The sequence below is a fragment of the Streptosporangium canum genome (genome assembly GCF_900113865.1).
GTDB classification, from domain to species: domain Bacteria; phylum Actinomycetota; class Actinomycetes; order Streptosporangiales; family Streptosporangiaceae; genus Streptosporangium; species Streptosporangium canum.
The window spans coordinates 453,090-475,924 of record NZ_FOQY01000002.1; the positions used below are offsets into that span (position 1 = coordinate 453,090).

The 22,835-nt window shown below is 69.7% G+C and carries 24 protein-coding genes and 1 pseudogene; 13 read left to right on the forward strand and 12 right to left on the reverse strand.

Annotation, left to right across the window (positions count from 1 at the left end; all coding sequences use genetic code 11):
* Positions 1-291 precede the first annotated feature (291 nt).
* Entirely contained in the window at positions 292-729 is a 438-nt protein-coding gene (locus BM085_RS04380; RefSeq protein ID WP_093885711.1) for a VOC family protein, read from the reverse strand.
* A gap of 99 nt (positions 730-828) precedes the next feature.
* On the opposite strand from BM085_RS04380, the gene BM085_RS04385 reads away from it, so the two are divergent.
* Entirely contained in the window at positions 829-1,449 is a 621-nt protein-coding gene (locus BM085_RS04385; RefSeq protein ID WP_093885712.1) for a TetR/AcrR family transcriptional regulator, read from the forward strand.
* A gap of 356 nt (positions 1,450-1,805) precedes the next feature.
* On the opposite strand, the gene cydB is transcribed toward BM085_RS04385, so the two are convergent.
* A complete protein-coding gene (gene cydB, locus BM085_RS04390; RefSeq protein WP_093885713.1) occupies positions 1,806-2,789 on the reverse strand; it encodes a cytochrome d ubiquinol oxidase subunit II in 984 nt (327 codons plus the stop codon).
* Between the two features lie 10 nt (positions 2,790-2,799).
* Positions 2,800-4,188, reverse strand: coding sequence for a cytochrome ubiquinol oxidase subunit I (locus BM085_RS04395; RefSeq protein ID WP_093885714.1), 1,389 nt, complete (start codon positions 4,186-4,188; stop codon positions 2,800-2,802).
* A 230-nt stretch (positions 4,189-4,418) separates the two neighbouring features.
* On the opposite strand from BM085_RS04395, the gene BM085_RS04400 reads away from it, so the two are divergent.
* The gene (locus tag BM085_RS04400) at positions 4,419-5,096 is read left to right on the forward strand and encodes a pyridoxamine 5'-phosphate oxidase family protein (protein WP_093885715.1); all 678 of its coding nucleotides are present in this window, start codon (positions 4,419-4,421) and stop codon (positions 5,094-5,096) included.
* 107 nt (positions 5,097-5,203) lie between these two features.
* On the opposite strand, the gene BM085_RS04405 is transcribed toward BM085_RS04400, so the two are convergent.
* Positions 5,204-5,545 (reverse strand): hypothetical protein, encoded by a 342-nt coding sequence (locus BM085_RS04405; RefSeq protein ID WP_093885716.1) that lies wholly within the window; start codon positions 5,543-5,545, stop codon positions 5,204-5,206.
* 188 nt (positions 5,546-5,733) lie between these two features.
* Entirely contained in the window at positions 5,734-6,033 is a 300-nt protein-coding gene (locus tag BM085_RS04410; protein WP_342742854.1) for a tetratricopeptide repeat protein, read from the reverse strand.
* Between the two features lie 148 nt (positions 6,034-6,181).
* On the opposite strand from BM085_RS04410, the gene BM085_RS04415 reads away from it, so the two are divergent.
* Positions 6,182-7,351 (forward strand): IS110 family RNA-guided transposase, encoded by a 1,170-nt coding sequence (locus tag BM085_RS04415; protein ID WP_093885718.1) that lies wholly within the window; start codon positions 6,182-6,184, stop codon positions 7,349-7,351.
* Positions 7,348-8,055: a tyrosine-type recombinase/integrase gene (locus BM085_RS04420; protein WP_245789120.1), complete on the forward strand. Its 708-nt coding sequence runs from the start codon at positions 7,348-7,350 to the stop codon at positions 8,053-8,055. Before BM085_RS04415 ends, BM085_RS04420 begins: the two co-directional genes overlap by 4 nt.
* A 36-nt stretch (positions 8,056-8,091) precedes the next feature.
* Here BM085_RS04420 and BM085_RS04425 read toward each other — a convergent pair whose 3' ends face one another.
* Both BM085_RS04425 and BM085_RS04430 read right to left on the reverse strand, forming a co-directional pair.
* Positions 8,092-8,631: a cyclophilin-like fold protein gene (locus BM085_RS04425; RefSeq protein WP_093885719.1), complete on the reverse strand. Its 540-nt coding sequence runs from the start codon at positions 8,629-8,631 to the stop codon at positions 8,092-8,094.
* A gap of 144 nt (positions 8,632-8,775) precedes the next feature.
* Positions 8,776-9,669, reverse strand: coding sequence for a helix-turn-helix transcriptional regulator (locus tag BM085_RS04430; RefSeq protein ID WP_218158595.1), 894 nt, complete (start codon positions 9,667-9,669; stop codon positions 8,776-8,778).
* A gap of 263 nt (positions 9,670-9,932) precedes the next feature.
* Here BM085_RS04430 and BM085_RS04435 point away from each other — a divergent pair, with 263 nt between their 5' ends.
* A complete protein-coding gene (locus BM085_RS04435; RefSeq protein WP_093885721.1) occupies positions 9,933-11,087 on the forward strand; it encodes an alpha/beta hydrolase in 1,155 nt (384 codons plus the stop codon).
* On the opposite strand, the gene BM085_RS46710 is transcribed toward BM085_RS04435, so the two are convergent.
* Positions 11,021-11,206 carry an MmyB family transcriptional regulator gene (locus tag BM085_RS46710; protein WP_281249817.1) on the reverse strand — a complete coding sequence of 62 codons (186 nt, stop codon included), beginning with the start codon at positions 11,204-11,206 and terminating at the stop codon, positions 11,021-11,023. The two genes, BM085_RS04435 and BM085_RS46710, sit on opposite strands and share 67 nt — an antisense overlap.
* Before the next feature lie 303 nt (positions 11,207-11,509).
* Here BM085_RS46710 and BM085_RS04440 point away from each other — a divergent pair, with 303 nt between their 5' ends.
* From BM085_RS04440 to BM085_RS04460, 5 genes are all read left to right on the forward strand, one after another.
* Positions 11,510-11,911, forward strand: a complete 402-nt coding sequence (locus BM085_RS04440; RefSeq protein WP_093885722.1) for a (R)-mandelonitrile lyase — start codon at positions 11,510-11,512, stop codon at positions 11,909-11,911.
* A gap of 67 nt (positions 11,912-11,978) precedes the next feature.
* Positions 11,979-13,001 (forward strand): zinc-dependent alcohol dehydrogenase family protein, encoded by a 1,023-nt coding sequence (locus BM085_RS04445; RefSeq protein ID WP_093885723.1) that lies wholly within the window; start codon positions 11,979-11,981, stop codon positions 12,999-13,001.
* 16 nt (positions 13,002-13,017) lie between these two features.
* Positions 13,018-13,374 carry a cyclophilin-like fold protein gene (locus BM085_RS04450; RefSeq protein WP_093885724.1) on the forward strand — a complete coding sequence of 119 codons (357 nt, stop codon included), beginning with the start codon at positions 13,018-13,020 and terminating at the stop codon, positions 13,372-13,374.
* 55 nt (positions 13,375-13,429) lie between these two features.
* Positions 13,430-14,197 carry an SDR family NAD(P)-dependent oxidoreductase gene (locus BM085_RS04455; protein WP_093885725.1) on the forward strand — a complete coding sequence of 256 codons (768 nt, stop codon included), beginning with the start codon at positions 13,430-13,432 and terminating at the stop codon, positions 14,195-14,197.
* Between the two features lie 90 nt (positions 14,198-14,287).
* A complete protein-coding gene (locus BM085_RS04460; protein WP_218158596.1) occupies positions 14,288-14,788 on the forward strand; it encodes a lipocalin-like domain-containing protein in 501 nt (166 codons plus the stop codon).
* A 357-nt stretch (positions 14,789-15,145) separates the two neighbouring features.
* Here the strand turns inward: BM085_RS04460 and BM085_RS45165 are convergent, their stop codons facing one another.
* The 3 genes and pseudogenes from BM085_RS45165 to vanY-N form a co-directional block, all read right to left on the reverse strand.
* A complete protein-coding gene (locus BM085_RS45165) occupies positions 15,146-16,465 on the reverse strand; it encodes a Tn3 family transposase (RefSeq protein WP_342742851.1) in 1,320 nt (439 codons plus the stop codon).
* 664 nt (positions 16,466-17,129) lie between these two features.
* Positions 17,130-17,636, reverse strand: a pseudogene (locus tag BM085_RS45685) (DUF4158 domain-containing protein); the annotation flags it as partial.
* Positions 17,637-17,778: 142 nt separating this feature from the next.
* The gene (gene vanY-N, locus BM085_RS04480) at positions 17,779-18,513 is read right to left on the reverse strand and encodes a D,D-peptidase/D,D-carboxypeptidase VanY-N (RefSeq protein ID WP_245789122.1); all 735 of its coding nucleotides are present in this window, start codon (positions 18,511-18,513) and stop codon (positions 17,779-17,781) included.
* Positions 18,514-18,688: 175 nt separating this feature from the next.
* Between vanY-N and BM085_RS04485 the strand changes: the two genes are divergently transcribed.
* The 3 genes from BM085_RS04485 to BM085_RS04495 are packed head-to-tail and all read left to right on the forward strand — an operon-like array spanning position 18,689 to position 21,353.
* Positions 18,689-19,363, forward strand: coding sequence for a response regulator transcription factor (locus BM085_RS04485; protein ID WP_177244948.1), 675 nt, complete (start codon positions 18,689-18,691; stop codon positions 19,361-19,363).
* An 8-nt stretch (positions 19,364-19,371) separates the two neighbouring features.
* Positions 19,372-20,847: a sensor histidine kinase gene (locus BM085_RS04490; RefSeq protein ID WP_093885780.1), complete on the forward strand. Its 1,476-nt coding sequence runs from the start codon at positions 19,372-19,374 to the stop codon at positions 20,845-20,847.
* A complete protein-coding gene (locus tag BM085_RS04495) occupies positions 20,844-21,353 on the forward strand; it encodes a GerMN domain-containing protein (protein ID WP_218158598.1) in 510 nt (169 codons plus the stop codon). Before BM085_RS04490 ends, BM085_RS04495 begins: the two co-directional genes overlap by 4 nt.
* A 230-nt stretch (positions 21,354-21,583) precedes the next feature.
* Here the strand turns inward: BM085_RS04495 and BM085_RS04500 are convergent, their stop codons facing one another.
* Positions 21,584-22,762 (reverse strand): alpha/beta hydrolase family protein, encoded by a 1,179-nt coding sequence (locus tag BM085_RS04500; protein WP_143120801.1) that lies wholly within the window; start codon positions 22,760-22,762, stop codon positions 21,584-21,586.
* Positions 22,763-22,835: the final 73 nt, after the last annotated feature.

The following is a 22,835-nucleotide window of genomic DNA, read 5'->3' on the forward strand; positions in this document are numbered from 1 at the left end:
GGCACGGACGCGCCCTGCCCGCGAGGACGAGGACACCTCTCACGCGACTTCGGCGAACAGATCCACCCGATAGACGCTCATGATCGCTATTTCGGTGCGTCGCTGTCAACGGCCGGTCTCGCCTGCCCGCCGTGCGGCATCGGCGTGTCCTCCCGCGGAGCCGCCTCCCCCGCTTCACCGCCCCGGCCGCCGGTGTCCGCGCTTCCGCCCCTCCCCCGCCCGCCGGGTACGGTGAACGCGCTCGGCGGCCGGGGCCGGTCGGAGCTGGGCGCCCGCGAAGGAATCGATCGCTCAGGGGCGCCCGTCGCCGGAGAGCGGGGACGTGTACTGGTCGGCGAAGGCCGCGGTCGGCGCCGTCGGCGTGATGACGTCGACGAGGACGCCGTTCGGGTCGGCGACGATGAAGTGCCGCTGGCCGAAGTCCTCGCTCCGCAGGGAAAGCCTCGGCTCCAGGCCGGCCCGGCGCACGAGCCGGTCGTACTCGGCGTCGACGTCTGCGACCTCGAAGTTGAGGATCAGCCCCTGGACGGGTGAGCGGTAGCCCTCGGGGATCGTCTCGTGGGTGTGGTCGAGGAGCGCCAGCTCGTAGTGGGGCGGTTCCGGCCGCCTGAGGCTCACGTACCAGTCCGACTCGAAGGTCGTCTCGAAGCCGAACAGGCCGGTGTAGAAGTCGCGCGTCTCGGCGATCAGCCGCGTGCAGACGACCGGGTAGAAGCTGGTCAAACTCATAAGGGCACTCCGATCCGAAAAACACATACCGTCGGTATGTTCGGCTAACCTAGATGCGTACCATCGGTATGTCAATCGTCCGACGACGGAGGCGCGAGGGTGAACCGAGCACCGCGGAGCAAGGCGCAGCAGCGGCTGGAGACCAGGCGCGCACTGGTGGCGGAGGGCAGGCGGCTGTTCGCGCGCCGCGGCTACGGCGCGGTGAGCCTCGCCGAGATCGTCGAGAGCGCCGAGATGACGAAGGGGGCGCTCTACCACCACTTCGACAGCAAGGCCGATCTCTTCCGCACCGTGGTCGAGCAGGTGCAGCAGGAGGTCGCGGACAGGGTGACCGCCGCCGCCGAGGCCCGGGAGGATCCATGGGAACAGCTGATCGCCGGCTGCCACGCGTTCCTCACCGCGAGCTCCGATCCCGAGGTGCAGCAGATCATGCTCATCGACGGCCCCGCCGTGCTGGGCTGGGAGGAGTGGCGGGCGATGGACGAGGCCTCGTCGGCCAGGCATCTCACCGAGGCGCTCACGACGCTGGTGGAGGCCGGGGTCATCGTCCGGCAGCCCGTCGCGCCGCTGGCCCGCCTCCTGTCCGGCGCCATGAACGAGGCGGCCCTGTGGCTCGCACGCTCGGCGGACCCCGCCGGCCTCGCGGACACGACCGCGGCGCTGTCACGGCTGATGGCGTCCCTGCGCCACCACGACCGGCCGGATGCCGTCCCCCGCTGACCCCCTCAGGCTCCGGCCCCGTACCTCGCGCGGAGGCGACGGGCCGGAGATCTCCCGCCGGGCGGTCTCGCCGTCCCGGCACCGCTCAGCCGGCCGCCAGGCGCTCGCCTCGCGCTCCATTCGCGCGGTGGCCGGCCCTCCGTCAAGGGCGTGGTTGTTGGGATTGGTGCGACAGGAAATGAGGTGAGCAGGCGGGTGGTCACGGCAGCGCCGCTTCCACCATGACGCGGTCGTATTCGTAGCCCAACCAGCCGGATCCCGCCACCTCCGGGATCACCCCGTCCGGAGGTGAGGCCCGGCACGCGCCCCCGCGACGGCGGGTCCGCGCACCGGGCGCATCCATGGAGTCCCGCCGCTCAGCTGCCGCCGGGCGCGCGGGTGAGACGGCGCCGGAACACCCAGTAGGTCCACCCCTGGTAGGCCAGCACCAGGGGCATGAAGATGACCGCGACCCAGGTCATCACCGTGAGCGTGTACGAGGTGGAGGCGGCGTTGTCCACGGTGAGGCTGTTGGCCGGGTCGAGTGCGGGCATCACGTTGGGCCACAGGCTCGCGAACAGGGTGACGGTGACCGCGACGATGGCCACCGTGTTGGCGGCGAACGACCAGCCGTCGCGGCCGCGCAGTGTCGCGACCAGGGCACCCGCGATCGCGACGGCGGCCACCGCGACGGTGCCCCAGGTGGCGGGCTTGCCCACCGTCAGCTGGGTCGTCACGAGGAAGGCGCCGCCGATGACCAGCGCCGCCAGTCCGGTCACGCGGACCAGCCGCCCGGCACGCTCCCGCAGCTCGCCGTCGGTCTTCAACCGGATGAAGACCGCGCCGTGCAAGGTGAAGAGCGTGAGCGTGGCCAGGCCGCCGAGCAGCGCGTAGGGGTTGAGCAGGGTGAGCAGCGAACCGGTGTACTCGTGGTCGGCGTCCAGCGGGACACCGCGCACGATGTTGGCGAAGGCCACGCCCCACAGGAACGCCGGGCCGAGCGACCCCCAGAAGAACGCCCGGTCCCAGCCGCGGGTGCCGGCGCTCTTGCCGCGGTACTCCAGGGCGACACCACGCACGATGAGGGCCAGCAGGATGAGGAACAGCGGCAGGTAGAAGCCGGAGAACAGGGTCGCGTACCACTCGGGGAACGCGGCGAAGGTCGCGCCGCCGGCCACGATCAGCCAGACCTCGTTGCCGTCCCACACCGGCCCGATGCTCTGGACGAGGGTGCGCCGGTCGGACTCGTCGCGGCCGAGCAGCGGGAGCAGGATGCCGACGCCGAAGTCGAAGCCCTCCAGCACGAAATAGCCGGTCCACAGAACGGCGATGAGCAGAAACCAGACGGTGGTGAGTTCCATGGCAGCTTCTTCAGTAGGACAGGGCGGGGACGGTGTCGGTGGGCCGGCCGGGCTCGCCTTCGGCGTCGGGGCCGATCCGGATGAACTTCAGCAGCAGCCGGATCTCGACGACCGCGAGCACCGCGTAGACCAGGGTGAAGCCGACCAGGGTGATGGCGACCTCGGTGACGTCCACGCCGGGTGAGACCGCGGCCGCGGTACGCATGATCCCGAAGACGGTCCACGGCTGGCGGCCCATCTCGGTGAAGATCCATCCCATCGAGTTGGCCAGGAACGGCAGGCCGATGCCCAGGATCGCCAGCCGGTGGAACCACGGGTTGTCCGGCAGCCGGCCGCGCCGGGTGGCCCAGAGGCCGGCGAGCGCGAGCAGCGCGGCCAGCATCCCGAAGCCGATCATGAGGCGGAAGGACCAGTAGGCGATGCCCACGACGGGCTTGTAGTCCCCGGGGCCGTAGGCGGCCTCGTAGCGGGCTTGGATGTCGTTGACGCCCTCGACGTGGCCGTCCAGTGTGTTGGTGGACAGCAGGCTCAGGCCGTACGGGATCTGCAGGTTGATGTGGTTGCGGCCGTTCTCGACGTCGCCGACGGCGAACAGCGAGAACCCCGCGGAGGTCTCGTCCTCCCACAGCGCCTCGGCGGCGGCCATCTTCATCGGCTGCTGCTCGGTCATGATCTGGGCCTGCCAGTGACCCGACAGGGCGACTCCGATGGAGGCGACCAGGGTGACGGTCATCGCCATGCGGGCGGAGACGCGGAACAGCTCGACGTCCTTCTTGCGCAACAGATGCCAGGCGCTCACCCCCGCGACGAACGCCCCGGCGGTGACGAACGCTCCGAAGATCACATGCGGGAACGTCACCAGGGTCGTGGAGTTGGTGAGCACCGCCCAGATGTCGGTCAGCTCGGCCCGGCCGGTGACGGGGTTGAGCCGGTAGCCGACCGGGTGCTGCATCCAGGAGTTGGCCGCCAGGATGAAGTAGGCGGAGAGGTTCGTGCCGATCGCGGCCACCCAGATCGTCGCCAGGTGGAGCCTCGGCGACAGCTTGTCCCATCCGAAGATCCACAGGCCGAGGAAGGTGGACTCCAGGAAGAAGGCCATGAGACCTTCCATGGCCAGCGGGGCGCCGAAGACGTCCCCGACGAAGCGTGAGTAGTCACTCCAGTTCATGCCGAACTGGAACTCCTGCACGATGCCGGTGACCACGCCCATCGCGAAGTTGATCAGGAAGAGTTTGCCCCAGAACTTGGTCAGCCGCAGGTAGGCGGGCTTCCCGGTACGGTGCCAGGCCGTCTGGAATCCGGCAACGATGATCGACAGGCCGATCGTCAGCGGCACGAACAGAAAATGGTAGACGGTTGTTATGCCGAACTGCCAACGAGACAGGTCCAAGACGTCCATCGCGCTCCAAGTCATCAGTGAGTCACTGAATCCTCACTGAAAGGTCAGGGTCCGCCGTAGGGTCGGCGGGCCCTGCTCGCAGGGACCTTGGTCCCGCCGTGTGGGGCGGCCACCTGGACGGATGAGGTCGCCAGGCCGTGGCGGACGGGACTTTCGGCCCTGCCCCCCGCGCCGCGCCGTAACGTAGCGTCCCGGCTGAGAAGACATCCACCTTCCGTTGGGGGAATCCCATGACCGAACGCATCACGGCCCCCGGTGACCTCGGCCGCCGGATCGCCAGACGGCGCGAGAGCCTCGGCCTCGATCGGGAGCGGCTGGCGAGGCGGGCCGGTATCGACCCCGGTTACCTCGCCTATCTGGAGGAGGCGGCCGCCTCCCCCGGCGCCGACACCGTGGGCCGCCTGGCCTCCGCCCTGGAGACCAGCACCCAGGAACTGCTCGGCGGGGCCATTGATCCGCCGCCCGGGCACGGACGCCCCGCGGCCCTTCCCGAGTTGGAGAAACTGGACCCGGAGGAGTGCCTGCGGCTGATCTCCCCCGGAGGGGTGGGCCGGGTGGCCTTCAACGATCTCGGCGGCCCGGCGATCCTGCCGGTCAACTACGTCCTGCACGAGGGGTCCGTGATCTTCCGGACCGCCTTCGGCGGCCCGCTCGACGCGGACCTGCGCACCGGCGTCAAGGGCGTCGATTTCAAGATCGCCTTCGAGGTCGACCACATCGACGACGCCAACCGGGAGGGCTGGAGCGTGCTGGTACGGGGCGGTCTCCACCACGCCGCCACCTCCGAGGAGCAGGCGGCAGCGGCGGCCTCGAGGGTCCAGCCCTGGGCGGGGGGCGACCGCGGGCTCTACGTCAGGATCGTCCCCTCCGAGATCACCGGCCGTCGCGTCCGGCCGGGACACTCCTGAGTGCGGCGCCGGGCGACGGGGTAAGGGCGCCTGGTCCGCCCTCACCCCGCGGCCGTAGGAGCCGGCAGTTCCAGATGGCTCCCGTGACGCCCGTGCAGTCGTGGTGATCAGGCGGCCTCGCCGCGGGCGATGTAGAGGTTCATGTCAGTGAAGTCGACGGTGATGTTGTAGGGCTTCCAGAAGCAGTGGGAAAACCAGCCCATCGTGTCGAACCCTGTCCCATAGGGCCAGGGCACGTTGACCGGCTGGTTGGGGTTCGTGTAGCAGTAGACATCCTTGGCGACGGCGTCGCCGAGGCGGATCTCCTTCGGGTAGCAGGGGTAGACGACGGCCGGGTGGCTTTGGGCGAAAGTCCCGATCCGGCGGTCGTAGTCGGTGCGGATTCCCAACTGCTTGGCCGTGTCTCCGCGCATGCCCGCGGCGATCTCGCCGACTCCGCCGAAGTTCACACCCACCACCCCTGTGCGGGAGCCGGCGACGCCGGCGAAGCTGCCCGTGCTGTGCAGGTATTGCTCACGGGCCAGCCACAGCGGCAGGGGCTCGGCGCCCGCCCGCGTGGCGGCGGCGCGTGCCTTCCTGGCCGTTTCGGGGGTCCGGCGGCGCAGGATCAGCTGCCGGCCCGCGTAGTCGAAGGTGGTCAGCAGACCAGCGGCACCGAGTCCATCTGCTGGAATGGCAGCCGCGCGGTCTCGCCGTGGACCTGATACGCCTCGCCGCGGACTGCCGCGAACCACTTGGCGTAGCTGTCCTCGCCGGCCGCCTGCCAGTGGGGTGCGGACAGAGCGAATTTGTCCTGCCGGATGTAGCAGTCGGCCAGGAAGTAGTTGGCGTCCTTGTCGCCGGGCGCCAGGGCGAGGGCCATCTTGAGGTATTTCTCGGCGGCGGCGAACCGGTTGGCCAGCAGCCCGACATAGCCGCGCCGGCGGGCCGCGTGCAGGTTCTTGGGGTCCTAATCAGTTCTGGGAGTAAGCCATCCGGCAGACTCCTGGTGGTAGCCGCCGACAGGTGAGCACTCTGGGTTCCTGGGTCTTGAGTCCTGATGAAAGATCGTGCCCCTGTTGGTCGGCCGGGAGAGTTGATCGCTGATGGATGTCTCCGGCCGCCGGCTGGCCAAGGCCCGCCTGCCGGAGGGCGTGGCCGGGATGGCCCGGCTGCACGCGATCGTGGGCGAGCTGGCCGGAGATGACGCCGACGAGGTCGAGGTGCTGGTGGGCATCGAGACCGACCGGGGCCCGTGGGTGGCGGCGCTGGTGGCTGCCGGCTACACCGTGCTGGTGGTCAACCCGCTGCAGGCCGCCCGGTTCCGCGACCGGCTTGGGGTCTCCGGAGCCAAGAGTGACGCCGGTGACGCGCACGTGCTGGCCGACATGGCTCGCACCCACTCCCACGAGCTGCGTGCCGTGGCCGGGGACACACCGCAGGTCCAGGCCGTCAAGGTCGTAGCCCGCACGCACAAGACGCTGATCTGGGAACGCACCCGGCACACTCAGCGGCTGCGGCACGCTTTGCGGGACTACTTCCCCGCCGCGCTGGAGGCGTTTGAGGACCTGGACGCCGCCGATACCCTGGAGCTGCTGGCCAAGGCGCCCGCTCCGGCGCAGGCCGCCCGGCTGACGATCGGGCAGATCAGCGCCGCGCTCAAGCGGGCCCGTCGCAAGAACGTCGCCGATAAGGCTGCCGCGATCCAGAGCGTTCTGCGCGCCGAGCACCTGGGCCAACCTGAGGTCGTGACCGGCGCCTACGCCGCATCCGTCCAGGCGCTGATCGCCGTCCTGAACGTACTCAACGCCCAGGTAAAGACGCTTCAGGGGCAGGTGGAGGAGCATTTTGGGCAGCACCCGGCCGCTGAGATCGTCCTGTCCCAGCCCGGGCTGGGACAGGTGCTCGGCGCCCGGGTGCTCGCGGAGTTCGGTGACGACCCCACCCGGTACGCCAGTGCCAAGGCCCGCAAGAACTACGCCGGGACCTCGCCGATCACCCGCGCGTCCGGCAGGAAGAAGGCCGCCCTGGCCCGGTTCGTGCACAACGACCGACTCATCGACGCCCTGCTCACCCAGGCGTTCAGCGCCCTGGGACGCTCGCCCGGCGCACGCGCCTACTACGACCGGCAACGGGCCCGTGGCTGCGGCCACAACGCCGCCCTGCGCCAGCTCGCCAACCGCCTCGTCGGCATCCTGCACGGCTGCCTCAAGACCGGCACGCTCTACGACGAAGCGACCGCCTGGTCACATCACGCGGAATCGCTTGCGGCTTGACATCTACGCTCCTGGGATGTCTTTCTGAGGATCTCCTCGTACGCGCGGCCGGCCTCCTCGAACTTGCCGGCCTTGAACAGCGTGTCCGCATCCGCCGCCGCGTCCGCACCCCCGACCGCACCCGCGCTCTGGCCCGCGCCGATGTCGAGACGCTGCTCACCCTGCCGCGCCTGGCCCTGCGCGAGCGCACCCTGTTCCGGCTGCTGTATGAGAGCGCCGCCCGCGCCCAGGAGGCCCTGGCCCTCGACGTCGACGAGCTGGACCTGCGGAACCGGCGGGCACGGGTTCGGCGCAAAGGCGGCGCCGTCGACGTCATCGTGTGGCGCACCGCCACCGCACGGCTGCTGCCCCGCCTGCTGGACGGCCGCCGCACCGGACCGGTCTTCCTCACCGGCCGCCGGGCCCGGGTCGAGCTGCCGCCCGGCGACCTCGACCCTGCCTCCGGCCAGGCCCGGCTGTCCTACCGGCGCGCCGCCGAACTCTTCGAGAACGCCACCACCGACCTGCCCGGCGGGCCTTACACGCTCCACCAGCTCCGCCATTCCGCGCTCACGCACGCCGCCGAAGACGGTGCGAACATCTCCACCCTGCTCGCCTTCTCCGGCCACACCTCGGTCGCCTCGCTGGCGCGTTACGCCCGGGTCTCGCCTGAGGCGCTGGCCCGCTGGCAGGAAGGCCGCGGCCCGGCGTCCCGCCGACGCTGAAGCCGGGTTGGTGTTCGGAGGGGAAGGGCCGGGTGGTCAGCCGGCCAGGGTCACGGTGACGTCGCCGCCTTGGAGCTTGGTCAGCTGTTCGGTGGTGGCCTGGTAGGTGCCGAGGTGGATGACCTGGTCGGAGTGGCCGATGCCAGCGGTGTTGTAGTAGAAGCCGATGTTGCCCCACGGCACGAAGTAGATGAGGTCGCCGTCTTCCGGGTCCGATCCCGGAGATCCGGTGGTGTCGAGCTTGCGCGGGAGGTAGCCGATCTTCTCGCGGCCGCTGAACTCCTCCAGGGTCAGGGTGAGCGGGAGCATCGACAGGAAGCCGCGGGTGGCGGCGTTGTCGGCGCCGATGACCACGTCCACGGAGACGCCGCGCGCGGTGAAGCGCACGACGCTGCCCTCGACTTGGCGGGCCGGGCTGGCGCTTGGGGTGTCGGTCGTGTCGGCAGAAGCGGGCGTCGCGGACGCCGGAGCGCTCGGCCCGGAAGCCGCGGGTGCCGGGCCGGTGGCGGCGCAGCCGGTGAGGGCGAACAGCATCGCTAGCGACCCGGCGATCAGGGTCTTCGTGAGCACAGGCATGGTCCTTTCCGTTCCGGTGGTCAATGGCAGCTGATCGCTGAACCGCTCGCCGTGCCTGGCTGCAGGCACGACAGAGTCAGCCCCTTGGACGTTCGGTCCGCTGAGGGAGGCCGCGGGCGGGACGGGCTGCCCGTCAGTCCTCGGCTAGAGGCCCCTCGTGCGGAGGCGGGAGGAGGCGGTCTCGGCGTCGCCGGCGACGTCAAGGGTGGCGGCCCAGCTGGCGAGCAGGCGCAGGGCGTCGTGCGCGGGAGTGTCCGGGGCGGCGGTGTAGACAGTCAGGTTCAGGCCTGGGTCGGCGTGCAGGTCCATCGACTCGTAGTCGAGGGTGAGGTCGCCGACGGCAGGGTGGTGGAAGGTCTTGCTGCCCGCGTGGTGCAGGCGGACGTCGTGCCGGGCCCACCGGGCGCGGAAGTCGTCGCTGCGCGTCGACAGCTCGCCGATCAGCTGAGTGAGGTCGGCGTTGAACGGGTCGCGCCCGGCCTCGGTGCGCAGCAGCGCGACCGTGGTGTCGGCCGCGAGCTCCCAGTTCGGGTAGAAGGCGGCTCCGGCCGGGTCGAGGAACTGGAAGCGCGCGATGTTGACAGGGCCTGAACACCGCTGCTGGTAGACGGGCCAGTACATGGCGCGGCCCAGCCGGTTGACGGCCAGCAGGTCCATGCGGCCGTTGCGGATGAGCGCCGGGGCATCGGTCATCGCGTCCAGCATCCGCTGCAGCCCAGGCCGGACCTTTACCGCCCGGCCGCGGGCGCGCGGCCGGGCGCTCGCGGCGCGGGCCAGGTCGAACAGGTGCGCGCGTTCGGCGTCATCGAGCTGGAGCGCGCGGGCGACGGCGTTGAGGACGTCCTCGGACACGCCGCTGATGTGGCCCTTCTCCAGCCGGATGTACCAGTCGGTGCTCACCCCGGCGAGCACCGCGACCTCCTCGCGCCGCAGCCCCGGCACCCGGCGGCGCATGCCGGGGGCGAGCCCGGCCTGCTGCGGGGTGATCCTGGCGCGGCGGGTGGCGAGGAAGTCACGGATCTCGTCTCGGTTGTCCACCTTCCCCACTGTAAGGAGCCACCTCCGGGTGAAGGGGGTCGAGGTTGTCCCCCCGATAAACGCGACCTCCCGCCCGCGCGATGGACCCGGTTTTCTGGGTGTTGCCACACGGCGTGACGGCCTGTCGTTAACGAAAGCTGTCACCGGCGCCGCCCGATCAACAAGCTACTCACCCTCTGAGAACCAATCGCATCCGATCAGAGGAACCGCTGAATTCCCATGCCGCCGAAAGCTGTCGGCGCAGACCGCAGGGAGCATCAACGATGAACACGAAGTCTGATACCGCCGGACAGGCGACGACACCGGCATCCGCGGGGCGGACCTTCGCGCGCCGTGGCCTGATCAAGCGGGCCGGTGTCGGCGCCGCCGTCCTCGGTGTGCTTTTCGCAACAGGCTGGACTTCGGCCGCCCAGGCCACAACGCCCTCGGCGTCGATGGCCCATACAACGCCGAACCTGCCGCCTGGGGACACGTCCAACGGTGCGGACAACTTCTACACCAGCGACAAGGTAACGGTGCAGAAGATCTCCTTCAAGAACCAGTACCGGATGAACGTCGCGGGCAACCTGTTCGTCCCCAAGAACCTGAATCGCCGTGCGAAGAATCCGGCGATGGTGGTCGGACACCCCATGGGTGCGGTCAAGGAGCAAAGCGCAAACCTGTATGCCACGAAGATGGCCGAGCAGGGGTTCGTCACCATGTCTCTTGATCTGTCGTTCTGGGGCAAGAGTGACGGCCGGCCTCGCAACGCTGTCTCACCGGACATCTATGCCGAGGACTTCAGTGCCGCGGTGGACTTCCTGCGCACCCGAGCCTTCGTCGACAAGGAGCGGATCGGTGCGATCGGGGTCTGCGGCAGCGGGAGCTTCGTCATCAGTGCGGCCAAGATCGATCCGCGTATCAAGGCCGTCGCGACGGTCAGCATGTACGACATGGGCGCCGCCAACCGCGACGGGCTCAGGCATTCCGTCACCCTCGAGCAGCGGAAGGACATCCTCAAGCAGGCAGCGCAACAGCGCGACGTGGAGTTCGCGGGTGGTCAAACCGCATACACCGGCGGAACGCCTGAACAGCTCAATGACAACTCGACTCCGGTCGAGCGTGAGTTCTATGACTTCTACCGCACCGGCAGGGGATACAGCCCGAACACCACGACGCATCCCACGCTCACCAGCAACATCAAGTTCATGAACTTCTACCCGTTCGCCGACATCGAGACGATCTCTCCCCGCCCGATGCTCTTCATCACGGGCGAGAAGGCGCATTCCAGGGAGTTCAGCGAAGAGGCCTACCGGCTTGCCGGTAAAGCCAAGGAACTGGTGATTGTTCCCGGCGCCGGTCACGTGGATCTCTACGATCGCGTCAACCTCATCCCCTTCGACAAGTTGACCACGTTCTTCCGGAACAATCTGAAGTGACCCAAGTGGGAAGACGGGCCAGTACATGGTGCGCTCAAGTGGTTGGCGGCCAGGAGGTCCATGCGGCTGTCGCGGATGATGGCCGGGACGTCGGTCATGGCATCCAGCATCCGCTGCAGCCCGGGGCGCTCCTTGTGGGCAGGCGCGGCGCAGGCCGGGCTGGCTCCCGGCGGTGACCGCTGGGAGCCCGGCCTGCTGCAGGGATTCTGGCGCGCCGGCCGGCGAGGAAGTCACCCGCGCGCCGGAGCCGGTTCCTGGAGTGTGCGAGCCCGAAGCGGCCGGCCGACCAGGTAAAGAAACGCCGTGACGGAGGCCATCTTCTGCCGAGGGCGGAGATGACTCCATCCGTTGCCGGAAACAGGGCTCCTGAAGAGGAGCTGTGGCCACGCCGCTGAAGACGATCGTCGAAGAGGAACTCCAGGATGCAGCTGATCACCCAGCCGCCGACCAGCAAGGCCCCGGCCGAGATGTTCACCGGGGACGCCTGGTGGGATGTGATCTACCGGGGAGAGGAGCCGTCGCGGGCGCGGGCGAACATGGTCCGCTTCTCGCCCGGCGCCCGTACGACATGGCACTCCCACGGGCTCGGCCAAAGCCTCCACATCGTGGAGGGCGTCGCGCTGATCCAGGCCCGCGGCGGGAAACTGATCGAAGCACACCCCGGTGACATCGTGTACACCCCGACGGGTGAAGAGCACAGGCACGGTGCCACCCCCGACCATTTCATGATCCACCTCGCGCTGTGGGAGGGCGACGACACCACGTGGCTGGAGCACGTCAGCGACGCCGAGTACGGGGCCGCACGTTCCACCACCCGCCGGTGAGAACCGCCGCTGTGCTTCGTCTGTGCTTCGCCGACCCCACATCCCACCTTCCTAAAAGGAGATCCACATGCGTGGAGTAGTTCTGCACGCCCCGGGCGACATCCGTGTCGAGGAGCGGCCGGATCCGATGATCATCGAGCCCACGGACGCGATCATCCGCGTGACGGCGGCCTGCGTGTGCGGGTCGGACCTGTGGCCCTACCGCGGCGTGGAGAAGCTCGACGGGCCGGTCCCGATGGGGCATGAGTACGTCGGGGTCGTCGAAGAGGTCGGCAGCGAAGTCACCACGATCAAGCCGGGCCAGTTCGTGGTCGGCTCGTTCTGGGCCTCGGACAACACCTGCGAGATCTGCCGGTCGGGTTACCAGAGCGCGTGCGTCCACCGGGTGCTGATGGGCACGATCGGCACCCAGGCGGAGTACGCGCGCATCCCGCTCGCCGATGGCACCCTCGTCGCGACCCCCGGCCTCCCCGAGCCGGACCTGGTCTCGAGCCTGCTGGCCGCCTCCGACGTGCTCGGCACCGGCTGGTTCGCCGCCGTGGCCGCCCAGGCCGGGCCCGGCAAGACCGTCGCCGTCGTCGGGGACGGCGCGGTCGGGCTGTGCGCGATCCTGGCCGCCAAGCAACTCGGCGCCGAACGCATCATCGCGATGAGCCGCCACGCCTCGCGCCAAGAGCTCGCCCGCCGGTTCGGCGCCACCGACATCGTCACCGAGCGCGGCGACGAGGGCGTGGCCGCGATCAAGGAGCTCACCGGCGGTCTGGGCGCGCACAGTGTCGTCGAGGCGGTCGGCACACAGGAGGCGATGACCCAGGCCATCGACTCCACCCGCCCCGGCGGGCACATGGGGTTCGTCGGCGTCTCCCACGACGTCTCGCTGCCCGGCGACGAGCTGTTCTTCTCCCTCGTGCACCTGCACGGCGGACCCGCGCCCGTCCGCCAGTACCTGCCGGAACTGATCGACCTCATCTACAGCCGGCGGATCGACCCCGGCCAGGTCTTCGACCTCACCCTCCCCCTGGACCAGGCCGCCGAGGCCTACCGTGCCATGGACGAACGCCGCGCCGTCAAAGCGCTGCTGCTGCCCTGACCACGAAAAAGCCACCATGCCACGCCTGCGCTTCTCCACCACGGACACCGAGATCATCGTCACCACCGTCGACAACCCGACCACCCGGGATCTGCTCGCCCAGCTGCCGCTGACCCTTGCCTTCACCGACTTCGCCGACAAGGAGAAGATCAGCACCCTGCCACAGCGCCTCACCACCGAAGGCTCGACCGGCAGCGCGACCCGCGACGGCGCCCTCATCTACTACGCCCCCTGGGGCAACATCGGCTTCATCTACCGCGCCGACGGCCGACACGACGACGACGTCATCACCCTCGGCCACATCGAATCCGGCAAAGACCAGCTGGAACGCCTCGAACGCAACCCCGTTCACGTCGAGCTCCTCAACCCGTAGCCACCGCGCCACAGGCGCACCGTCCGATTACCTTCCTGTCACGAGAGAGAACGAGATGAACCCTAGCTACGACTTCGCCGGCCAGGTCGCCTTCGTCACCGGAGCCAGCTCCGGGATGGGGCTGGCCGCAGCCCGCGCCTTCGCCGAGTCCGGCGCGGCGGTCGCCGTCACCGACATCAACGAGACCGCCCTGAACGCCGCCGCCAAGGACCTGGCCGACGCCGGACACCAGGTGCTCGCGATCGTGTGCGATGTCACCGACGAGGACCAGGTCGCCGCGGCCGTCGACCGCACCGTCGACACCTTCGGCCGCCTTGACATGGCCTACAACAACGCCGGCATCCAGATCCCGCCCAGCGACGCCGCCGACGAGGCCATCGAGGTCTTCGACCGGGTCAACGCCATCAACCTGCGCGGCGTCTGGGCGAGCATGAAACACGAACTACGCCACATGCGCGCCCAGGGCAGCGGCGCGATCGTCAACTGCTCCTCCCTCGGCGGCCTGGTCGGCATCCCCGGACGCGCCTCCTACCACGCCTCCAAGCACGGCGTCATCGGCCTGACCACCAGCGCCGCCCTTGAATACGCGCCGCGGGGCGTGCGCATCAACGCCGTCTGCCCCGGCACCATCGACACCCCCATGGTCACCGACATGATCGCCAAGGGCGAGCTCGACCAGGCCGAAGCCGAGGCCAACCAGCCCATCAACCGGCTCGGCACCGCCGAGGAGATCGCCCAGGCGGTCCTGTGGCTGTGCAGCCCAGGTGCGAGCTTCGTCGTCGGCGTCGCCCTGCCCGTCGACGGCGGCTACGTCGCCCGCTAACCGGAGGCAAGATCTTTCCGACACGGGACGATCCGGCAGCCCCTCAAGTCCCGGAACGGGAGAGCCTTCAATCCGCAGAAAGGATGAAACATGAGCAAGCTAAAGATCATCTCGCTTGCGTTCGCGCTGGCACTCATGATGGTGTCCATCTCTTCCTGCGCCCAGCCGAGCACCGCTCAACCCACCGCGTCACCCAGCACATCGTCCAGCGCGGCTCCGAGCAGCACGTCACCGCTCGTTGGCTCTTGGCGGATGACCTCGCTGGAGATGGGCGCCGCCGGGAAACTTCAGCCCGTGCCGTACTCCGGTCAGATCATCTTCACCGAGTCCGGCGGTGTGTCGGTGCAGGCCATGAATCCCGACGCCAACGCCGCGGACACGCTGTACACCAGGACCGGGTATGAGGCCTATTACGGGACCTACACCGTTGATGAGACCGCCCGGACGTTCACCATGACGATCCGGTCATCCTTGGTGCGCGACCTCATCGGGCAGCGCCTGACGCGCGCCTTCAAGGTGTCGGGTGGCACGCTGGTCCTCACGCCGACGGATGCATCAGAAGGCTGGCGCGTCACCTACGAACGCTTCTGATCCAGACCTGGCCAGCCGATACCGGCCGTATCCTGACGGCCACTGGTCATGGCGGGGCGCGACTCTCACCAGCGGCTGTTCGGATGCCAATTTCCAACAATCAAGATCAATCGGTTCCTGGGTCCAGTCCCCATGTACGTGGAAATCATGGTCACCGACATGATCGCCAGGGGCGAGCTCGACCTCGCCGAGGCCAAGGCCAACCAGCCCATCAACCGGCTCGGCGTCGCCGAGGAGATCGCCTAGGCCGTGCTGTGGCCGCGCAGCCCCGGCGCCAGCTTCGTGATCGGTGTCGCCCTGCCCGTCGATGGCGGCTACGTCGCCCGCTGACCCCAGCCGCTGACCCCGCCCAGCGGCTCAGCCGGCTACCGTCTCGCGGGTCTGCGCGCTGTCGTGGAAGGCACGCAGGCCACCCGTGACGTCCGCACGGGTGAAGGCGTAGCGGCCCAGGAAGTTGATGTGGTCGTAGCAGATGGGCGACAAGCGGGCGCACATCTCCTGCGTGACCGGGAATCCTTGCTCGCGCAACTCGCTGACGGCGGCGTCGATGTAGAGGCTGTTCCACCACACCACGGCGTTCAGCGCCAGCCCGAGCGCGCCGAGCTGGTCCTCCATGCCTTCCCGGTAGCGCTGGCGCAGCTGCCCGCGGTTGCCGAAGGCGATCTTCCGGGCCAGGCGGTGGCGCGCCTCCTGGACGTTGAGCTGGGCGCCGATCATCCGGCGGTAGCCCTCGTCATGCAGGAACTGCAGCAGGTGCAGCGTCTTGAAGATGCGGCCGTAGTGCATGAACGCCTCGCCCAGGCCGGTGGTGCGGCCGTCGGCCGACAGCATCCGGATCAGGTCGTAGGCCCGCACCGTGCCCATCGTCAGCGAACCTGCGACCCGCAGCATGTCGCCCCAATGCGCGCGAATGCGATCCAGGTGCACGGTGTGGCGGGACATGCGCTCCAGCGGCCCGTAGACCGCGCGAGTGTTGGTCCGCCACAACCGCATGTCGGCCAGGTCAGCGATGCGCGGGGAGAACTGGTAGCCGCAGATCGCGAACAGCCCGAAGACCAGGTCGGAGTAGGAAGCGGTATCGGTGACGACCGTCTCCGGTTTCGGGCCGCCGTCGAGGTTGTGGATGGCGTCCAGGATGAACAGCGAGTCGCGCAGCGTTCCGGGCACCACCAGCCCGCCGATGCCCATCACCTGGTCATTGACGACGTTCAGCCAGGTCGCGCCGCGCTGGCGGCCGCAGTAGAGCGGGTTGTGCCCGGTGTGCAGGTTCTGCACGGGCACGACGAAGCGCAGCCCGTCGGCCGAGGCGATGTGCCCCGATCCCCACGAACGCACGATGCCGATGCCGGCTTGGGCGGCGATCAGCCGGGCGTTGGCCGCGGCGATCGTCTCCCCACGCAGATACCCCTGGTCGACCTGCTGCAGCCGGGCCCGGGTCAGCGCGGGCACGTTCGGCTTCTCGATCGGCACCAGTCCCACGTTGCACGCCTCGGCCACGATGAGCGCGGCCAGGCTCATCGCAAAGTCCTCCATTGCCGCGGCCGCGCCGGAGACGTGCGTGAAGTCGGCCGGCAAACCGGTGCGGTCGAAGACCTCCAGCAGCAGCTCGGGGAAGTCGACCCGGGGCAGCATGTCGCCGACCAGCGCCCGCAGTTCCTTCATCAGCGGCGGCATCATCGTCGGTGACCGGCACGAACTCCGCCACCGTCTCCACCGCCGCCGCCAGCTTCTCGCGCGGCACCACCTCCTCAATCGCCTTCCACACCTCCACCAGCGACACCGGCCGCTCCCCGGTCGCCTCCGGCACCGCGATCAGCACCTCCATCGCCGAAGCCATCGTGCGGGCCGCCTTACGCAGCTTGGGGAAGGTGCGCAACTGCTCGGCCTTACCCGCCCGCTCCGCCTTGGCCGGCAGATTCGTGGCGATCAGCAGATCCAGCACATCCAGCACATCCAGCGCGTCATCGACCGAGGAGATCTCCAGCTGCCGCACCGTGGCCAGCAGCGTCGCGCCCTTGCGCGGCTCGTCCAGCCCCCGCAGCGTCGGCGCCTTGGCCGCCAGCCCGTAGCGGGCCAGCGCCCCGAGCTTGACCGCGGGGACCGGATCGACCGTCACCCGGCCGGTGCCGAGCGCGGCGATCTCACTGACCCGCTTCAGCTCCTCGGCCAGCACCCGGCTCGAGGCCTTGACCGGCGCGGTGCGCAGCCGCTCCAGCTCCGAACGCCTCTTGCCGTCCGGCACCGCCAGCAGCCGCTCCAGCGCCTGCTGCATATCCTGCGACAGGCGGCCCGACAACAGCGCGTGCACCCGCTCGTTCTCCGCCCGCCGCACCTCGCCGACCAGCCGCACCAGCACGCTGATGCCCGGCAGCAGGATGCGCTCCTTCAGCAGATGCACCCGCGCCCGGTCGAACAACGCCCGCGGCCCTTCCACCGAGGCCCATACCCGAGCCGCCACGAACTGCCGCACCTCGGCCTCGCACTCACCGAAGTCGCGGTAGCCCAAGAGTTCGCGGATCTCCCAGGCGTGCTCGTAGACCGTCTTGGTGCGATGTCCATAGTCGGCCAGGCAGACCGGATCGAGGTCAAGCTGCTCGGCGACGAAGGCGACCGCGCCGGGCGGGACGGCGAGCGGGTCCTCGGTCAGGAACACCCCGAGCGTCCGCACCGTCCCCCACTGCACCGCCCATCCCAGCTTCGTCGCTGGACGCCGCTTGCTCGCCAGCGCGTCCAGGGCCGCGTGATCCAGGCGGAAGAACTGCTCCAGCTCCGCCGGTGAGGGCTCTTCGGGGAAGCGTCCATAGCGGGCGACCTGCTCATCGGAGAGGAATTCGAAAGGCATGGCCATGGACCGTAGGCCCGCCAACCAGGACAAACGAGAGCAGTCATCGAACTGAAACGAAGATCACGTCCCTAGCGCCAATTTCTGCACTCAGACTCCTCGAAGGCCTGGACGGCGATGAGGGCAGGATCGTCATCGTCGAAGGCCCCTACGGCCAGGCCCGCGCCATGCTGGACGAGCGCACCGCGCTGAACCGCCCCGGCACGGGTTGGGACCCGCACGAATTTCGCCACTCGGCGCTGACCCGCCTGGGCGAGGCGGGCGCGAGTGCAATCGCGGCAGCCCGGCTACCGCGGGTGCCGGACGACTCGTCCAGCTGGTCCCCGTCCTCGAGGACAGGGACCACGCCGGGGTGGGGTCGTCGTCGTGGTGGCGTGCCGCCGCTGTCTGGGCGGTATTCGAAGTGCCACCACTCGTTGTCGTAGATGCGGTAGAGGTCGTAGCGGGCGCCGTGTTCCTCGAGCCAGCGCGCGCCTTCGTAGGGGCGCACGTCCAGGGCGATGCCCTTGACGTGGTTGGATTCCGCGGGCGGGAGCACGAGCCTGCGGGCCACGGCCGGGGAGCCGGAGCGGCGCACCTCCTCGTCGAACATCCGCTGCTGGACAAGGGGATCGCGATACCCCGAGGTGAGGCCGAGGAGCTGGCCGTGACGCCAGAGCGCCTCGGTGCGCGCCGCGGTGAACGCCGCCGTGGCGCCGTCGGTGAGGCCGGTGAGGTCCTCGGCGGGAAATCGCGTCCGTAACGCCCAGCGGCAGGCCAGTTCGCGGGCGCGGCCGGGACGGCGGGCGAGCGCCGCGGGCAGCAGGAGCACGGCGAGCACCAGCGTGGCCACGGCGTACAGCCGGTCTCGGGGGCGAGGCGGGAGGGTGTGTGGTTCGTTCATGGCGACTACGATTGGCGCCGAATGTGCGCGCGTTGTCCGCCGTATGTCACCGTTCCTCGACGGCGGAGATCGTGACACAACCATGACATGGCGCTGACGGGGCGGGGACACGGCCGGCCGACAGTGAATGGGGTTCGGCGGGCGAGGTACGGAGCGTGCTGTGAAACTCGGCGGCGTGTCGCGAGTGTTGTTGATCGAGGATGACCCGGCCGTGCGGGAGGGCCTTGAGCTGGCCTTGACCCGGCATGGATACCGGGTGCGCGCGGTGGAGTCCGGCGAGCAGGGGCTGGACCGGCTGCGTGCGGACCTTCCCGACGTCGTCGTGCTCGATCTGATGTTGCCTGGCATGGACGGGTTCGAGGTCTGCCGCCGCATCCGGGCCGCCAGGGAGGTACCGATCATCATGCTGACCGCGCGCGGCGACGACATCGACGTGGTGGCCGGGTTGGAGGCGGGCGCCGACGACTACGTGGTCAAGCCGGTGCGGCCCAGGGTGCTCGAGGCACGCATTCGCGCGGTGCTCCGGCGGGTCGGCCGGGACCAGGCGGAGCTGGAGCGGCACGGGGACCTGACCATCGATCGGGCCGGGCTGGTGGTCGCCAGCCGCGGCGTGCCGGTCGGCCTCACCCCGACCGAGCTACGCCTGCTGCTCGAGCTCTCCGGCACGCCGGGCCGGGTGCACAGCCGCCAGCAGCTGCTGGAGTCGGTGTGGGAGCACGGGTATTTCGGCGACTCGCGTCTGGTGGACGCGTGCGTGCAGCGGTTGCGCGCGAAGATCGAGGACGACTCGGCGGCGCCCGTCTACGTGCAGACGGTGCGCGGGTTCGGATACCGGTTCGGACCGGTGTGAAGCGGCCGGTGACACCTCGGCCGAGCCTGGGGCTGCGTGCCCGGCTGTTGTTCGCGTTCGCGCTGCTGTGTGTGGTCACCGCGGCGGCGGTGGCCGGCGCGATCTACGTCGAGGCCCGCAACGCCATCCTGGAGCGCGCCCAGGATGCCGCGGTGCAGGCGATGAGAAGCCGCCTGCAGGCGCTCTACCCGTTACCGAATCCGGCGCCGGACGCGGGCGAGCTCGGCGAGATCGCCCGTACCGTGGCCGAAGGGAACAACGACGCGGTCGCCGTCTACCACGAGAGGCGCTCGCCGGCCGGCCCCCGCCAGCCGTGCCTGCCTTTCGGCGGGCCATGCCGGCAGGGCCTGGATCCCGGGATGATTCCCAAGGGGCTGCGGCGGGAGGTGGCCGACGGCAACATCGCGTGGCAACGCGTGGTGTGGCAGGACGGGCCCCACCTGATCATCGGAACGCCGTTGCTGATCGTCGAGGGGGACCGGCCGACGCGGGCGTCCGGCATCGAGGTCTACATGATGCACAGCCTGGCTCCCGAACAGCGCAGCATCGACCGGCTGGCCATATTCGCCTGGCTCATCGGCGGGGCGGCCCTGGCGTTCGCGGTGGTCCTGGCGTTGCTGGCCGCCCGTGGCGTGCTGCGCCCGGCGCACGAACTCGGCCGGGCGGCCCGCCTGCTGGGCCAGGGCGAGCTGCGCACCAGGATCGCGGTCCGCGGCTCCGATGAGCTGGCCGACGTGGCACACACCTTCAACGCCACCGCCGCGGAGCTGGAACGGCATGTCAAGCAGCTACGCGAGATGGAGGCCGACGCCCGTCGGTTCGTGGCCGACGTGTCGCATGAGCTGCGCACCCCGCTGGCCGCGCTCGCCGCGGTCGCCGACGTCCTGGAGGAGGAGGCGGCCGAGCTGCCCGAGGCCGCCGGCCGGGCCGCCAGGCTGGTCAGCCAGGAGACGCTCAACCTCACCGCTCTGGTGAACGACCTCATCGAGATCAGCAGGTTCGACTCCGGCGTCGCGGCCCTCGCGCTGAACGAGGTCGACGTGGCCGAGCTGGTGCGCGCGACCCTGCGTACGCGGGGCTGGTCGGAGCAGGTGCACACCGAGCTTCCAGCCGCGGTGACGGCACGGCTGGACCCGCGCCGGGTGGACGTCATCCTCGCGAACCTGGTCGGCAACGCCCTGCGGCACGGCGAGCCACCGGTGTCGGTACGGCTGTCCGCCGACCCGCACTGGATCGCTCTGGAGGTCCGCGACCACGGGCCGGGGCTGGACGGAGCGGTGCTGCCGCACGTGTTCGACCGGTTCTACAAGGCCAGCACGGCCAGGGCCAGGTCCGAGGGCAGCGGCCTGGGCCTGGCCATCGCGCGGGAGAACGCGCGCCTGCACCGAGGCGACCTCAGCGTCACCAACGCCCCGGACGGCGGCGCCATCTTCGCGCTGCGCCTGCCACGCCGGGCACACGATCCGGACGGAGGCCCCGAGTGAGGATCGGGCTCGCCCGCCGCGTGCTCGCCGCGGGCCTCGTATCGCTCGTCGCCGTGGCCGGCTGCGGCGTGCAACCCAGCGACGCCATCGACGCCGGCGACCCGCCGAGCGGAGCCGTCGCACTAACGGTCGCACCGACCGTCGCACCAGCCATGAAGATCACCCTCTACCTGGTGAAGAACGGCCGGCTCAGCGCGGTGACGCGGCCCGGTGGTCGACCACTGTTCCGAGCGGACACGCTCGCGCTGCTGGCAGCCGGGCCCACCGCGAGGGAGCAGGCGCACGGCTTCACCACCGAGGTCCCGCCCGGAGCCGGCCCGTTCTCGGTAACCGTCAAGCCGACCGGCCACTTGGTGGTGACCCTGTCCACTGCGGCCGGCGAACTGTCCGCACTGGCCGTCGAGCAGATCGTGTGCACGGCCGCCGCCGCGGTGCCGGAAAGCTCTGCCCAGGTCACCGTCGTCGGCGCTGGGCAGGACGTCGGCCCCCGGAACTGCCCGGGGTGACAGAGCGCCCTTCTCGTCACCTGGGCGCCGCAGCCGCCGGGCCAACGATCTTGCAGTTGGGGTGTGTGGGCGTTTCCACGCCCACACACCCGCCGAGGAAGCCCGCTAGGTGTTCGGGCTCAGGCTGACCCGGCAGCGCAACTCGGTGCGACTGGCTCCGCCCCCGCTCGGGGGCAGCGCTGCCCCCGACTGTCGTGGATGGTCATCGGCCTGGAGCGCAGGCGTCCACATCAGCACTTCTTGGCCGACGGTAGGCAGAATTGGACCTCGGGGTAGCGCGGGGAGGGCTTGTCCAGCAGAGGCTGCGGCTTGCCTCGCAGGTGCAGGTCGAAGAAGGCGGCGACGTACTTGCGGGTGATGTCCACCGAGCGGGTTTCCTTCAGGCCGCTGCCGAGGTTCACGCCGAGCTGCTGGAGCAGCATGTCGTAGTCGGTGAAGGACGGGTGCAGCGCCCCCTTTACCACCAGCCAGCGTTTCCACCCGGTCAGCTGTTCCCAGTCACGTTTCCAGGTGCTGTCGCCTGAGGGGGCGCCCATCAACAGGAACGGTCGCGCCAGCCCGCTCTTGGGGATCGGGAGGAACATGCTGCCGTCCATGTTGATCCCAGCGCGCACCCGGGAATCCTGCAGCATGGTCTGCGGGGCGGCGGCTCCTCCGATGGACTGGCCGGCCATCGCGATCCGGGCCGGATTGATCAGAGGGCTGCCTTTCCACTTGGGCCGCGGACCGGTCAACTGGTCGAGCACGAAGGGGATGTCGATCGCCCGGCTCCGGATCACCTTCTGGCCGAAGTCGTCGTCGTTGACGTTCTTGCAGGCGGCGCAGGTGGCGACCCGCCCGTCAGGGAAGGTGGTGGCGAAGTTCTCGTAGGTGTGGTCAATGCCGGCCACCACATACCCTCTGCTCGCCAGGTCCTCGGCCAGACCCGTGAGCGAACTGCGAGGCCAGGTGAAGCCGGGCGACAGCACCACGAGCGGCAGACTGCGCCGGCGTCCCGACGGCTCGGCGTCGGTGAAGGCGTTCGTCCGCGTCCGGCTCAGCCCTTCCGGCGGTATGTTCTCCAGTTCCTTGATCCCCGAGCCCTTCAGGAGCAGCTCCGACTCCTTGGGGGTGACGTACGGCGCGCGCCGCCCGGCCCGCGCTGCCGTCGGATACCACAGGGAGACCATGAGCTCCCTCGTCTTGGCCGCGGGGACCCACGGGTCGGGGCGGGAGGTGTCGGTCAGGTGCAGGGACGTCGTGCCGACCCGGTGGGGGCCGGTCGGCTTCGGGAGATACGGCGTGCTGGGTGCCGCGGCAGCGGCGGGGGCCGGCGCCCAGACGATGGGGGCCGTGAGGGCGAGCAGTCCCGCGACGGCGGCCACAAGTACGGGCCTTTTTCGCGCTGGGTAGGGGTTGTCGTGTGCCATGGAGTTGATCTTGCGGTTCCGGGTCGGCGCCGGCATCGGCCGCGAGTCCATAACTTCCTCGGCCGAACGGTTG